We start from the raw sequence: 13,461 nt of genomic DNA, 5'->3' as shown, positions 1-13,461 counted from the left end.
AATCGATTGCATATGACCTGGGTAACATCTGGGAAGGTCGAGAAGGGTGCAATCGGTCTGACAGAGAGGTTGGACATGCGCTTTACCACTATGTTCCGCGCGATCGCGGCGACCGCCGCGGTAGCGCTCGCCGCGACGGGCTGCACCGCCGATGGTGGCGGTGAGAGCGACACCATCACGATCGGTGCGTCACTGCCACTGACCGGAGAGTTCAGTCAGGGCGGGCTCGACACCCAACGTGGCTACGAAGTTTGGGTCGAGATGACCAACGAAAAGGGCGGCCTGCTCGGCAAGAACGTCGAGATCATCGTCAAAGACGATGCGACCCAGCAGGAGACTGCGGTCAGCAACTACAACAATCTGATCTCCCAGGACAGAGTCAACCTGCTGCTGGGCAGCCAATCGTCGCTGCTGAACATCCCGGCCTCGGCGATCGCCGAAAAGAACCGCATGCTGTTCGTGTGCCCGTCGTGTGGCTCGCCGGACATGTTCAACCGCGGCTTCTCCTACATCTTCTTCTCGCAGCAGGCGATCGCGACCAACCAGGCGAAGGTGTTCGCGGAATGGATCGCGAACTTGCCGCCGGAGCAGCGGCCGAAGACCGCCGCCTACCCGACGCTCGACGATCCGTTCGCCGGCCCCGTGGTCGAAGGTGCCGAAAAGATCCTCTCGGCTGCGGGCGTCCGGACCGTCTACAAAGACCAGTACCCGGCCACGACAAAGAATTTCGACTCCGTGGTCAACGCCATGCGTGACGCCGGAGCCGAATTGGTGGTCCAGGGCGCACAGTTCGAGGACGGCGTCAACATGATCAGGTCGATGAACCGCGCGAATTACCAGCCGGCCTTCCTCTACCAGAGCAGCTCCCCAACCTACGGTCAGCAGTACCTCGATGCTGTGGGTCCCGACAACGCCGAGGGCGTGCTGTTCTCGTCGAGCTACAGCCCGCTGTCTGACACCCCCGACAACGCCGAGTTCGTGAGGCGCTTCACCGAAAAATTCGGCCAGAGCCCGCCGGAGGACGCCGCCGACGGATTCGCCGCGGGTCAGGTGCTGTCCGCCGCCGTCAACGCGGTCGGCTCCATCGACGACCAGGCCGCACTTGCAGACTGGTTGCGCAGCAACAGCGTTGAGACTCTGCTCGGCACGCTGAGCTGGAACTCCGACGGCAGCCCCAAGGGTGACTTCCTCGTCGGCCAGTGGCAGGACGGCGTGTCCCAGGTCGTGCTCCCCAAAGACGTCGCCACCTCCGACGTCATCGTGCGCTGGCGCGGCGGCGCACTCTAGTCGTTCGGATTGCTGACGGCCGACATCACTAGGAGTTGCCTCCCATGACCTCCGTTGTCCAAACTCTCATCCTCGGATTGCTGGTCGGCGCGCTCTACGCACTGATGGCGTCCGGCCTGACCCTGATCTTCGGGGTCATGCGGGTGATCAACCTCGCCCACGGTGCGTTCGCCGTGCTCGCGGCGTTCCTCACCTTCACGCTGTGGCGCAGCCTCGGGCTCGACCCGCTGTTGTCCATTCCGATCGTCATGGCGGTGATGTTCGGATTCGGTTGGCTGGTTTACCTTCTGGTGATCCGTCACGTCCGGGGAGCGCACGTCACGATGACAGTGCTCGCGACGTTCGGTATCGCGCTGATGCTCGAAGGGGTCATGGGCTTCATCTGGGGCAATACGTCGACCACCGTGGTCACCTCCTACACCGACGCTTCCATTTCCCTCGGGCCGCTGTATGTCCCGCAGGCGATGGCGATCTCGGCGGTGATCGCCATCCTGGTGATGGGCGGGCTGTATCTGCTGCTGAATCGCACCTGGGCGGGTCGGGCCATTCGGGCTGCGTCCTCGAACGAGAGTGGCGCGCTGCTCGTGGGGGTGAGCGTGACGACCATCGCCGCGCTCACCTTCGCGATCGGCGTCGCCACGCTCGGCGCGGGTGGCGCGATGCTGTCCACCATCTATCCGTTCCTGCCCGGTACCCATTACCAGTGGATCGCAAGGCTTCTGGCGATCGTCGTGCTGGGCGGGCTGGGCAGCTTGCCCGGTGCGGTACTCGGCGCGCTGGTGATCGGCGTGGGTGAGATGGCAGCCACCGCCTACCTGGGCGCGGAATGGCCCGTGGCGGTGCCGTTCCTGGTCATCATCATCGTGCTGATCACGCGCCCGCAGGGCATTCTCGGCACACGTCTGCGAGAGGACGCCGTCGCATGAGCGACACTTCATTGAGAACCCGCCTGCTCGACCCGAGCCTGCACACGTGGGCGACCCGCGGCGTGCTCGTAGTTGCCGCGGCGGTGATCCTGCTGTTCCCGCTGTCTCCGAGCATGTCGGCGCAGAACGTCGTGATCCTGTCGCTGGTGCTGGCGATCGGTGCCAGCGGCCTGAACATCATCACCGGCTTCACCGGTTACCTGTCGCTGAGCCAGGGCGCGTTCATCGGCATCGGCGCCTACGTCGGCGCGATCCTGGCGACCAGATTCCCCGATACCCAGCCGCTGCTGTGGGTGCCGGTGGCCGGCGTGGTCGCGGCCGTGATCGCAATGCTCCTCGGCCTGGTGACCTATCGGTCCAGGGGGCCGGCGTTCGTCATCATCACCGTGGCGTTCCTGTTCCTGATCCAGTTCGTCGCGATCGAGTGGGTGTCGGTGACCAACGGCACCTCCGGGTTGACGCTGCCGCTGCCGGATTGGCCGGAGTCATGGGGCAATTGGCCGTTCCATCTGGCGCTCGTGGCGCTCCTGGGACTGTCCCTTCTGATGACGTGGTGGATCCGGCGCACGAAGTTCGGCATGGGTCTGATCGCGATCCGGGAGGACGAGGGCAAGGCCGGAACGATCGGCGTCAACGCGCCGGTCTACAAGCTGCTCGCCTTCGGCGCCAGCGCGCTGTTCGTCGGGATGGCCGGTTCGGTGTACGGCTACTACCTGTCCTTCGTCGACCCGATCGGCATGTTCTCCATCATCACCAGCGCGTTGATCGTGCTCGCGGTGATCCTGGGCGGCCGCGGCACGCTGTTCGGACCGGTGCTGGGCGCGTTCATCATTCAGCCGGTCAACATCTACGCCAACCAGGCCTTCGGTGGCGGCAACGCCCGGCTGGTCCTGTTCGGTGGCTTGCTGGTACTGCTGGTGATCCTGCTGCCCAAGGGCATCCTGCCGACGGCGGCAGCACTGATCGAGAAGGCCAGAACGAAAGGCACGGTCGGACTTTCAGGCGCACGCCTCAACCCTCTGGACCGGCCAATGGTGCGGGCCGAGATCCGCAAACCGCAGCAGACCGGCAAGGCCCTGCTGGAGGTCCGCGGCCTGCACAAGAGTTTCGGCGGAAACCACGCGGTCAACGACTGCAGCTTCACGGTGCCGGAGGGATCCATCACCGCGCTGATCGGGCCCAACGGCTCCGGCAAGACGACGGTGTTCAACCTGATCTCGGGCACGATGACACCGGACAAGGGTGAGATCCTGCTGGGCGGCGAGCATCTGGAGCGTATATCGCCGTGGTCGAGGGCGCACCACGGTTTGGGCCGAACATTCCAGATCACCCGGCTGTTCCGCGAGATGACGGTGCTGGAGAACGTCGTCGCGCCGTTGCGGAGCTTCTCGGTCAGTCAACTCGGGCTCGGCGCGGTCAGCGGTTCGGAGGCTGCGCGCGCCGAGGAACTCCTCGATTTCGTCGGCATGGCCGCCTACCGCGACGCCCGCGCCGGTGCACTGTCCTACGGTCAGCAGAAGCTCGTCGAACTCGCGCAAGTGTTGATGCTCGACCCGAAGCTGATCCTGCTCGACGAGCCCGCGGGGGGTATCAACCCGACGCTGATCGAGCGGATGGGCGACCTCATCAGGGAGCTCAACGCCGGTGGCAAGACGTTCCTACTGGTCGAGCACAACATGCCATTCGTGGTCGGATTGTGCGACCCGATCAGAGTTCTCGCGCGCGGCGCGGTGATCGCGGAAGGCAGCCCCGAGCAGATCCAGAAGAATCCGCTGGTGCTCGACGCCTACCTTGGTGACGACTACCTGCTCGAGGCGCCGTCGAAGGTGACCGCGGAGAGGAACCCGGCATGATCAAACTCGAAGGGGTGGTCGCCGGTTACGGTGGCGGCAACGTCTTACAGGGTGTCGACCTGGAGGTCGGCGCAGGAGAGCTGGGCTGCATTGTCGGTCCCAACGGCGCGGGAAAGTCCACCGTGCTGCGGGCCGTCAGCGGCATCCTCAAACCCAGCGCGGGCCGAATCCTTCTGGACGGCAACGACATCACCGGCATGGCTCCGCACCAGGTGCTCGGCCACGGGGTGACGCAGGTGCCGCAGAGCAACGGGTTGTTCCCGACGCTCACCGTCAAGGAGAACATCCTGATGGGTGCTTACGTCATTCGTAAACAGCGGTCCCTGGTGCGGCAGCGCTACGACGAAGTGCTCGGCATGTTCCCGTTGGTGCGGGACAAGACCGGCATCCGGTGCGGCAACCTGTCCGGCGGTCAGCGGCGGATGGTGGAGTTCGCCCGATCGCTGATGCTCGACCCCAAGCTGGTGCTGCTTGACGAGCCGTCGCTGGGCCTGGATCCCAAGTCGCTCACCGTGATAGACGAGGCAGTCTCCATCATGCGGGCCCGCGGTAAGGCGGTGCTTATGGTCGAACAGAACGTCCGCTTCGGTCTGCGGATGGCGTCGTCGGGCATCGTCATGGAAAGCGGTCGAGTGCTGCTCACCGGCCCGGCCCAGTCCGTCCTGGCGAACCCTGAGATCGCCGACCTGTACTTCGGTGGCGCGGTGCATGCGCCGACAGCATCCGACGACACGGTGTCCGACAACCCCGTGTCCGACAATCCGGCGTCCGACGACCCGGCCGCGCAACCCCAAGCCCGCTAGAACCAAAAAGAATAGGAAATCAAGGGAATGTCTGCCTCAACTTTGAAGATTGGCTGGATCGGCGCAGGCCGAATGGGTGCCCAGCTCGTCACCCGGCTGTTGGACGCCGGTTACGACGTCACGGTCTACAACCGGACCGCGGCCAAGGCTGCGCACCTGGCCGAGAAGGGCGCCAAAGTCGTGGGCCGACCCGTCGACCTCGCCGACCGTGACCTGGTTTTCGCAATGGTGTCGTCGTCAAAGGACCTCGAGCAGGTGATGCTCGGTGACGGCGGTCTGTTGACCGGCGAGAAGTCTCCGCGGATCATTGCCGACTCGTCGACGGTGTCGGCCGAGTCCAGCGCTCGCATCCGTGAGGCGGCGAACGCCCGGGGCTGCGATTTCCTGGCAACGCCGGTGAGCGGTAACCCGAAAGTGATTGCAGCAGGCAAACTCACCGTCGCGGTGTCGGGCCCGCGTGAGGTCTTCGAGTCGATCGAACCGGTTCTCGAAGTATTCGGCCGTAGTGTCACCTACGTCGGCGAGGGAGAGGTGGCGCGGCTAGTGAAGATCGCGCACAATCTGATGCTGGGCGTGGTCACGCAGTGCATGGCAGAGATCACCGTACTGGTGGAGAAGGGCGGGGTCAGCCGCGCCGACTTCCTGGCCTTCCTCAACGATTCGGTGATGGGATCGACGTTCACCCAGTACAAGTCGCCGGCGTTCGTGAACCTGGATTTCACGCCGACCTTCACGATGGAGTTGCTGCAGAAGGATTTCGACCTCGGTCTGGAAGCCGCCAATGCCCTGAAGTCGCCAATGCCGATCGCCTCGGCGACGCGTCAGATCGTCGCGCAGGCGGCCGGTGCCGGCCTGGGTATCGACGAGGACTTTGCCACGCTGCTGCTGCAAGTCGCCAAGGGCGCCGGCATCGAGTTGACGCCGGAGAACGTCCCCGTCGACGACGGCCTGACCCCGGTGCATTCATGACCCGTCCCCTCGGTGCACCCGGCCACATGGGTGTCGACTACGAGGAGCGGGTGGACTTCGCCAGGTTGCGGGACTACCGCATCGGCCGGGCCAAGGCGGCCCTGGAAGCCAGCGGATGCGGGGCGTTTCTGCTGTTCGACTTCTACAACATCCGCTACACCACCCAGACCTGGATCGGTGGTGCGTTGGGCGACAAGATGATCCGCTATTGTCTGCTCACTCGCGATGGCGACCCCATCCTGTGGGATTTCGGGTCCGCGGTGCGTCACCACAAGCTGTACTCCCCGTGGCTGCCAGAGGAGAACTGGCGGCCGGGCTTCCTCGGCTTCCGTGGGGCCGTAGCACCCGATGCCGGCCTGATGCGCGACGCCGTCACCGAGATCAAGGGCATTCTCACCGACGCGGGGTTGGCGGACGCCCCGGTGGGCATGGACATCGTGGAGCCGCCGTTCCTGTTCGAGATGCAGAGACAGGGCCTCACGGTGGTCGACGCCCAGCAGAGCATGCTCGATGCGCGCGTCATCAAGTCGAACGACGAGATCATGCTCCTCAACCAGGCGGCCGCGATGGTCGACGGTGTCTATCAGGACATCGTCGACGCGCTCAAACCCGGTGTGCGCGAGAACGAGATCGTCGCGCTGGCCAACAAGCGGCTCTACGAGCTCGGCTCCGATCAGGTGGAGGCTGTCAATGCGATCTCGGGGGAGCGGTGCAATCCGCACCCGCACAACTTCACCGATCGGATCATCCGTCCCGGCGATCAAGCGTTCTTCGACATCATCCACTCGTTCAACGGCTATCGCACCTGCTACTACCGCACGTTCGGGGTGGGCAGCGCGACGCAGAGCCAGCGGGATGCCTACAAGACGGCCAGGGAGTGGATGGACCGCGCGATCAACGCCATCCGCCCCGGTGTCGGCTCCGATCAGATCGCCCGATTACTGCCCAAAGCAGAGGATTTCGGTTTCGAGAACGAGATGGCGGCGTTCGGACTGCAGTTCGCCCACGGGCTCGGGCTCGGGCTGCACGAGCGTCCGATCATCTCGCGGCTGAACTCGCTGGAGAACCCGTTGGAGATCAAGGCGGGCATGGTGTTCGCGATGGAAACCTACGCGCCTGCCTCCGACGGCTTCTCCGCGGCTCGTATCGAGGAAGAGGTGGTGGTCACCGACAACGGTCCGGTGATCCTGACGAAGTTCCCGGCCCAGGAACTCTTCGTCGCCAATGAGTACTAGGCGGGACCCCTTTCCCGCCGCGAGTGCGGTTTGATACGCAGCACGCCCCGAAGGCGCGTATCAAACCGCACTTTCGCGTTCGGGTCAGGCCTTCCAGACCGTCTTGAGGTTGCAGAACTCGCGGATGCCCGCGGCGGCGAGCTCCCGCCCGTAGCCGGAATCCTTGATGCCGCCGAATGGCAGCTCGGGGTAAGAGACCGTCATCCCGTTGAGGAACACCGCACCTGCATCGAGGTTAGCGACGAACCAATCCTGTTCGGTGGCATCATTACTCCACACCGCAGAGCTCAGCCCGAACGTCGTCTGGTTGGCCACCCGGGCAGCTTCCTCGCGGTCGGACACCCGGTACAGCGACGCGACGGGACCGAACGCCTCTTCGAGCACGATGCGCATGTCGTCGGTGAGCCCGGCCAGCACGGTCGGGGTGTAGTAGAAGCCCGGTCGATCGGGTGCGCTACCACCGGCGAGCACCTCGGCGCCCTTGACGACGGCGTCGTCCACCAGTTCGGCGAGCTCTTCGCGCCCGGACTCGGTCGCCAGTGGGCCGACGTCGGTGGCCTCATCCATCGGGTCGCCGACCTTCAGCGCGTTCATCTTCGCCACGAACACGCGCGTGAACTCATCGTAGATGTCGGTGTGGACGATGAAACGCTTTCCGGCAATGCATGATTGACCGTTGTTCGAGATGCGGGCCTTCACCGCGACGGTGGCGGCCTGTTCCAGGTCGGCGCTGGGCATCACGATGAACGGATCTGAACCGCCGAGTTCGAGCACGGCCTTCTTGATCGACTGGCCTGCTGTCGATGCCACCGAGCGGCCCGCGGGCTCCGAGCCGGTGAGCGTGACGGCCTTGACGCGGCGGTCCTCGATCACGGCGGCGACCTCGCGGGAACCGATGAGCAGCGTGCGGAACGAGCCGGCGGGAAAGCCGCCCTTCTCGAAGAGCTCGTCGAGGTAGAGGGCGGATTGCGGCACGTTCGAGGCGTGCTTGAGCAGCCCCGTGTTGCCGGCCATCAGGGCGGGGGCGGCGAAGCGGATTACCTGCCAGAGGGGATAGTTCCACGGCATCACCGCGAGCACCACGCCGAGTGGCTGCCACACCGTGCCTGCGGCGGAGGCGGACACCGCGGACGGATCCGCGAGTTCTTCGGCAGCAAGGAAGGATTCGGCGTTGTCGGCGTAGAAGCGCATGTTCTTGGCGCACTTCAGCACCTCGGCGCGCGACTGGGCGATCGGCTTGCCCATCTCGAGGGTGATCATCTCGGCAGCCCGGTCGACGTCGGCTTCCAGGATGTCGGCCGTCGCGTGCATCCACTCGGCGCGCTGAGCGTAGGTGGTGCCGTGAAGGGTTTGCGCGGCCTCGAAGGCCTGCGCCACCCGTCGCTCGACTTCGGCGCTGTCGTGCGCCTCGAAGGTGTCGACAGTCTCGCCGGTCGCGGGGTTGATGGTTGCGATCGCCATGGGAAGTCCTGTTCGTTGTGGGGTGGTTACTCGAAAACTTCTGGGTGACGGGCGAGCTGGCGCCGGGTTCGCCGGATGTGGCCGAGCAGCACGCGCTCGGCCTCGTCGGAATCCCGTTCGCGGATCGCGGCCACCAGCATGTGGTGCTCATCGTGCAGGATGCGGTGGCTGTCGCCGTCGAGCAGTCTCGTGAAGGCGCGACGGTAGTGCTGGGTGGTGTTCCACAGCCGCTCCACCGTCGGGCCGAGGAAGGTGGTGTCCGCGCCGGCATAGCTCAGCAGGTGGAATTCGCGGTCGTCCTCCAGAAACTGTTCGACGTTGTGGGATCGCCGCATCTTCTCGGCCAGTTCGGCCATGCGGTCGATCTGGTGCTCGGCCAGCTGCGGCATGCTGTAGCGCAGCAGCAGCGGTTCGATCCGCTCGCGCACTTGGTACAGCTCGACGCATTCGTCGAGACTCAGCCGCGCGATCCATGCTCCCGCGTTGGCCACCGTGGTGACCAACCCGTCGGATTCGAGTATTCGCAACGCTTCTCGTACCGGGACGCGGCTGGCGCCGTACTGACTGGCCAACTCCTCCTGCCGCAGCCGGGTTCCCGGCGGATACACACCGTGCAGGATCGCAGCGCGCAGTTCATCGGCGACGCGGGCGCCGGTGACTCCGTCACGGATTTGGGGTTGGTTCATGGGGCGCATCAGTCGGCCGGATGGTTCGGATTCCACAGCAGGACATCGGCGTCGGCCTCGTAGGCCTTGCCATCGGGAAAGCTGACCAGCTCGAACTGCATGCCCCACGGGCTCAGAAAGTACACCCAGCGTTGGCCCTCGCTGGCGTTTCGGCTCGCGGTCGGTTCGCCGAGCACGCGCAGCCCCTCGGCGCGCAGGTACTCGACGGCCGCATCCATGTCGTGGACGTAGAACGCCAGATGGTGCCCGCCGATATCGCTGTTGCGCGGCTGGGGGGCCTGCCCGTCAGCCGGGGCGTACTGAAACACCTCGAAGTTGGCGCCGGTGCCGCACCGATAGAACCGCAGTTCCTGCATGACCGTTCGGGGGTGGACGTTGAGATGCTCCTGCATCCAATCGTCGTCGTGGGCGTACGGGCCCAAGGTGTAGACGTGGGTGCAGCCGAGCACCCTGACGAAGAAGTCATGGGCTTGCTCCAAATCGGGCACCGTGAAGCCGATGTGATCGGTGCCGACCAATCCGGGCAGAGGCATTCCACCATCCTTACTGGATCCAATTGCGGTCCACCTTACGCCGAAAATCCACAACTCGAAACAGGATCTGGCCAAAGTGGATCCAATCGAGCTAGGGTGGGGTGTGCGTCACACCGGTCCCACCGGAGTGTCCGTTCGACGGAGATGAGGGCTATGCCTACCGAAACCCGCCTGGAAACCGGCGTGCCATGGATCCAGTTGTCGACCACCGACGAGGACTGGAGGGCGGCTGATCCGACGCTGCTGGGCACGATGCTTGCCGAGTTGCACCTCATCCGGGCATTCGAGGAAACCGTCCTCGACCTTGCGGGGGAGGGCCTCGTTCACGGCCCGGCGCACTCCAGCATCGGCCAAGAGGGTGGCGCGGTGGGCTCGATCGTCGGCCTGCGTACTACCGATGCGGTCAACGGCTCGCATCGAGGCCACCATCAGTTCCTCGCCAAAGCGCTGACCCACGTCAGCGGTGGCACCATTGATCCGGCCGCCGCCGTGACCCCGAAGATTCAGCGGGTGCTGCAACGCACGCTTGCCGAGATTCTCGGCCTGGCGCAGGGCTTCTGCCGCGGCCGCGGCGGCTCCATGCATCTGCAGTGGTTCGAGGCCGGGGCGCTGGGCACCAATGCGATCGTCGGCGGCGGCGTCCCCATGGGGGCCGGCAACGCGTGGGCCCAGAAGCACAGCGGCACCGACGATCTGACTATCAGCTACTTCGGCGACGGGTCCAGCCAGATCGGTTCGGTCCTGGAATCGATGAACTTGGCGGCAGCCTGGAAGCTGCCGTTTTGCTTCTTCATCGAGAACAACCTGTACGCGGTGTCGACGCGCGTCGATGAGATCAGTGCCGATCCGAGGCTCTCGGTGCGCGGCCAGGGATTCGGTATCCCCGGGTGGCGCGTCGACGGAATGGATCCACTGGCCGTACATCTTGCCGTTGACCAGGCGGCCGCGCGGATGCGCCGCGGAGACGGTCCCGCCGTAGTCGAAGCCGAGGTGTACCGGTTCTTTCACCAGAACGGTCCCTACCCCGGCAGCGCATTCGGGTACCGGCACAAGGACGAGGAAGCCCAGTGGCGCAGCCGAGATCCGCTGGACAGGACAGCCAACGAGATGATCAAGTTGGGCCTGATCGACGACGCAGGTGTGGCCGAGTTGCGCAGGCAGGCGCAGGACTCGATGACCACCGCGGTGGCCGAGCTCCTCGAGCCCGATCCGGACTCGCCGGGCAAGCGCCGCATTCGGCCCGAACTGTGGCCCGACCCCGGATTCGTCAACGTCGGTGTCCGGGGCGATGCAAGTGAGCTGCGATCCCTCGACGTCCTTGAGCCGACCACCTACGAGGGTCCCTGGCGGGCAACGAAGTTCGTCGATGCGGTGTCCGGGGTGATGGACCGCAGGATGGGAACCGACGAACGCATCGTGATCTTCGGTGAAGACGTGCATCGCCTCAACGGCGGAACCAACGGTGCCACCAAGGGTTTGGCCAAGTATGGCGAGAACCGTCTCGTCGGCACCCCGATCAGTGAGAACGCATTCACGGGAATCGGGGGCGGGCTTGCCCTCGACGGACGGTTCCGGCCGGTGATCGAGTTCATGTATCCCGATTTCATGTGGGTGGCCGCCGATCAGGTGTTCAACCAGATCGGCAAGGCACGGCACATGTTTGGCGGCGACAATCCCGTGCCGCTGGTCCTACGTACCAAAGTCGCGATGGGATCGGGCTACGGTTCGCAGCACCTGATGGATCCCGCGGGAATCTTTGCGACCAGCCCGGGCTGGCGCATCGCCGCCCCGTCGACTGCCGCAGACTACGTCGGCCTGATGAACGCCGCTCTGGCACTGCAGGATCCGGTGCTGGTCATCGAGCATGTCGATCTTTACGGCACCGCGGACCACGTGCCCGACGGCGACCTCGACTACATCATCCCGCCGGGTCGCGCGGCGATCCGCCGCACCGGCAATGACGTGACCGTCATCAGCTATCTGTCGATGGTGGCCCGCTGTGCGGAGGCGATCGAGCAGACCGGCATGGACGCCGAACTCATCGATTTGCGGTGGCTGGACCGGGCGTCGCTCGACTGGGACACCATCGAAGCCAGTGTGCGCAAGACGAACGCGGTGCTGATCGTCGAGCAGGGTGCGCGGGGCACTTCCTATGGCGGTTGGCTCGCCGACGAGATCCAGCGCCGACTCTTCGACTGGCTGGACCAACCTGTCGAGCGAGTCTCCGGTGAGGAGGCATCGCCGAGCATCTCAAGGGTTCTCGAGCGGGCCGCCATCGCCGGCACCGAGGAAATCGTTGCCAGACTGGAGAAGATGCGCGTCGCGATGGGTGAGCTCTGATGGCCACCGTGGTGCGGATGCCGGAAGTTCTCGCCAACGCCACCGAGGCGACGATCCAGACCTGGTTGGTGTCGGTGGGTCAGCAGATCTCCGTCGGAGATCCGATTGCCGAAATCGAGACGGACAAAGCGGTTGTCGAGTATGCGGCCGAAGTCGAGGGCGTGCTGACGCGGTTGCTTGCCGACCCCGGTACGCCGATCACGGTCGGCGACCCCATCGCGGTGGTCACCGCACCGGGGGAGACCGACGAGGTCGACGCGGACGTACGTGATCCTGAGTCGGGCGCGCCCGTAATTGAGAAGGTGGCCGAGAGGGCCGAGGTGTCGGTGCAGGCCCCGCCCTCCTCGAACGGCCGCCGACTGTTCGCGACCCCGCTGGTACGAAAGATCGCCCGCGAGAAAGGCATCGACCTCGCATCCGTCACCGGCACGGGACCGGGCGGCCGCATCGTACGCCGCGACCTGGACCGGCTCCCGTCCGCTACGGTGCCGGTTGCTGCCCCGCCCGTCGAGGAAAAGGGCTCGATTGAGGGCGATTTCATCGATGTTCCGCTGACGGCGATGCGGAAGGCGATCGCGCGCCGACTCACGGAGAGCAAGACCACCGTGCCGCACTTCTATGTCACGGCGGACTGCCGGGTGGATGCGCTGCTGGACTTGCGCCGGGCGGTCAACGACACCAACACCACCAAGGTTTCGTTGAACGACTTTGTTGTAAAAGCCATTGCCGGATCACTCGTGGAGGTGCCCGATGCCAATGCTGTATGGAACGGCGACTCTATTCGGCGGTTCACCGGTGTCGACATCGCGGTCGCCGTCGCGGTGGACGGCGGACTGCTCACCCCGGTGCTGCGCGGCGTGGACCGATTGCCGATCTCGGCGATCTCGGCCCAGGTTGGTGACCTTGCGTCGCGGGCCCGCGCAGGCAAGATCAAGCAGCCCGAACTGGAGGGCGGCAGCTTTTCGGTCTCGAATCTGGGCATGTACGGGGTCACCGAGTTCTCGGCGATCCTCAACCCGCCGCATTCGGGCATCCTGGCCGTCGGCGCGGCCGTGCAGAAACCTGTTGTGGTGGACGGTGAGTTGGCCGTCGGCACGGTGATGACGGTGACGTTGTCGGCCGATCACCGTGTCATCGACGGCGCGGTGGCCGCCCAGTGGATGGCGGCGTTCGTACGCAGGATCGAGAACCCGCTCACCATCCTGATCTAGGGCGAGAGGTCGGCAAGTATTTCCCCTGAGCCGCCGTCTTTTTGGTGCCGGTTTTGTCGGTGGGGGTCGGTAGAGTCGCTTGTATGTTCGAAGGGCTGCCGGATTCGGTGTCGTGTGCCGGGATGGCTGATGCTGAGCTCGATGCGGCCATCGCGGC

The 13,461-nt window shown here is 65.1% G+C and carries 11 protein-coding genes; 8 read left to right on the top strand and 3 right to left on the bottom strand.

Annotated features, from left to right (window positions below; translation table 11 throughout):
* The first annotated feature begins 75 nt into the window (after nucleotides 1-75).
* Genes AWC12_RS13615 through AWC12_RS13590 form a run of 6 tightly spaced genes read left to right on the top strand, consistent with a single transcriptional unit; the run spans nucleotide 76 to nucleotide 7,073 of the window.
* Nucleotides 76-1,287 (top strand): amino acid ABC transporter substrate-binding protein, encoded by a 1,212-nt coding sequence (locus tag AWC12_RS13615; RefSeq protein WP_085175406.1) that lies wholly within the window; start codon nucleotides 76-78, stop codon nucleotides 1,285-1,287.
* A gap of 44 nt (nucleotides 1,288-1,331) precedes the next feature.
* Nucleotides 1,332-2,213 carry a branched-chain amino acid ABC transporter permease gene (locus tag AWC12_RS13610; protein ID WP_024448666.1) on the top strand — a complete coding sequence of 294 codons (882 nt, stop codon included), beginning with the start codon at nucleotides 1,332-1,334 and terminating at the stop codon, nucleotides 2,211-2,213.
* Nucleotides 2,210-4,066 carry a branched-chain amino acid ABC transporter ATP-binding protein/permease gene (locus AWC12_RS13605; protein ID WP_085174960.1) on the top strand — a complete coding sequence of 619 codons (1,857 nt, stop codon included), beginning with the start codon at nucleotides 2,210-2,212 and terminating at the stop codon, nucleotides 4,064-4,066. Before AWC12_RS13610 ends, AWC12_RS13605 begins: the two co-directional genes overlap by 4 nt.
* Nucleotides 4,063-4,869: an ABC transporter ATP-binding protein gene (locus AWC12_RS13600; RefSeq protein ID WP_085174958.1), complete on the top strand. Its 807-nt coding sequence runs from the start codon at nucleotides 4,063-4,065 to the stop codon at nucleotides 4,867-4,869. The genes AWC12_RS13605 and AWC12_RS13600 overlap by 4 nt, the downstream gene beginning before the upstream one ends.
* Nucleotides 4,870-4,896: 27 nt before the next feature.
* Nucleotides 4,897-5,838 (top strand): NAD(P)-dependent oxidoreductase, encoded by a 942-nt coding sequence (locus AWC12_RS13595; RefSeq protein ID WP_024448663.1) that lies wholly within the window; start codon nucleotides 4,897-4,899, stop codon nucleotides 5,836-5,838.
* Entirely contained in the window at nucleotides 5,835-7,073 is a 1,239-nt protein-coding gene (locus tag AWC12_RS13590) for a M24 family metallopeptidase (protein ID WP_085174956.1), read from the top strand. Before AWC12_RS13595 ends, AWC12_RS13590 begins: the two co-directional genes overlap by 4 nt.
* Before the next feature lie 84 nt (nucleotides 7,074-7,157).
* Here the strand turns inward: AWC12_RS13590 and AWC12_RS13585 are convergent, their stop codons facing one another.
* The 3 genes from AWC12_RS13585 to AWC12_RS13575 are packed head-to-tail and all read right to left on the bottom strand — an operon-like array spanning nucleotide 7,158 to nucleotide 9,753.
* The gene (locus tag AWC12_RS13585; protein WP_085174954.1) at nucleotides 7,158-8,534 is read right to left on the bottom strand and encodes an NADP-dependent succinic semialdehyde dehydrogenase; all 1,377 of its coding nucleotides are present in this window, start codon (nucleotides 8,532-8,534) and stop codon (nucleotides 7,158-7,160) included.
* Nucleotides 8,535-8,560: 26 nt separating this feature from the next.
* Nucleotides 8,561-9,220, bottom strand: a complete 660-nt coding sequence (locus AWC12_RS13580) for a GntR family transcriptional regulator (protein WP_024448660.1) — start codon at nucleotides 9,218-9,220, stop codon at nucleotides 8,561-8,563.
* A gap of 8 nt (nucleotides 9,221-9,228) precedes the next feature.
* Complete coding sequence (locus AWC12_RS13575; RefSeq protein ID WP_024448659.1) at nucleotides 9,229-9,753, bottom strand: VOC family protein; 525 nt, start codon at nucleotides 9,751-9,753, stop codon at nucleotides 9,229-9,231.
* A 153-nt stretch (nucleotides 9,754-9,906) separates the two neighbouring features.
* Here AWC12_RS13575 and AWC12_RS13570 point away from each other — a divergent pair, with 153 nt between their 5' ends.
* Both AWC12_RS13570 and AWC12_RS13565 read left to right on the top strand, forming a co-directional pair.
* Entirely contained in the window at nucleotides 9,907-12,093 is a 2,187-nt protein-coding gene (locus tag AWC12_RS13570) for an alpha-ketoacid dehydrogenase subunit alpha/beta (RefSeq protein ID WP_085174950.1), read from the top strand.
* The gene (locus AWC12_RS13565; protein ID WP_085174948.1) at nucleotides 12,093-13,304 is read left to right on the top strand and encodes a dihydrolipoamide acetyltransferase family protein; all 1,212 of its coding nucleotides are present in this window, start codon (nucleotides 12,093-12,095) and stop codon (nucleotides 13,302-13,304) included. Before AWC12_RS13570 ends, AWC12_RS13565 begins: the two co-directional genes overlap by 1 nt.
* Nucleotides 13,305-13,461: the final 157 nt, after the last annotated feature.

This window comes from Mycolicibacterium iranicum (genome assembly GCF_002101705.1).
Classification (GTDB): domain Bacteria; phylum Actinomycetota; class Actinomycetes; order Mycobacteriales; family Mycobacteriaceae; genus Mycobacterium; species Mycobacterium iranicum.
This window is presented reverse-complemented; position numbering and strand designations above follow the sequence as displayed.

Coding starts and splice junctions, on each gene's coding strand:
- AWC12_RS13585 (WP_085174954.1), bottom strand. CDS start 8,534: ATGGCGATCGCAACCATCAACCCCGCGACCGGCGAGACTGTCGACACC.
- AWC12_RS13580 (WP_024448660.1), bottom strand. CDS start 9,220: ATGAACCAACCCCAAATCCGTGACGGAGTCACCGGCGCCCGCGTCGCC.
- AWC12_RS13570 (WP_085174950.1), top strand. CDS start 9,907: ATGCCTACCGAAACCCGCCTGGAAACCGGCGTGCCATGGATCCAGTTG.
- AWC12_RS13600 (WP_085174958.1), top strand. CDS start 4,063: ATGATCAAACTCGAAGGGGTGGTCGCCGGTTACGGTGGCGGCAACGTC.
- AWC12_RS13590 (WP_085174956.1), top strand. CDS start 5,835: ATGACCCGTCCCCTCGGTGCACCCGGCCACATGGGTGTCGACTACGAG.
- AWC12_RS13565 (WP_085174948.1), top strand. CDS start 12,093: ATGGCCACCGTGGTGCGGATGCCGGAAGTTCTCGCCAACGCCACCGAG.
- AWC12_RS13605 (WP_085174960.1), top strand. CDS start 2,210: ATGAGCGACACTTCATTGAGAACCCGCCTGCTCGACCCGAGCCTGCAC.
- AWC12_RS13610 (WP_024448666.1), top strand. CDS start 1,332: ATGACCTCCGTTGTCCAAACTCTCATCCTCGGATTGCTGGTCGGCGCG.
- AWC12_RS13615 (WP_085175406.1), top strand. CDS start 76: ATGCGCTTTACCACTATGTTCCGCGCGATCGCGGCGACCGCCGCGGTA.
- AWC12_RS13575 (WP_024448659.1), bottom strand. CDS start 9,753: ATGCCTCTGCCCGGATTGGTCGGCACCGATCACATCGGCTTCACGGTG.
- AWC12_RS13595 (WP_024448663.1), top strand. CDS start 4,897: ATGTCTGCCTCAACTTTGAAGATTGGCTGGATCGGCGCAGGCCGAATG.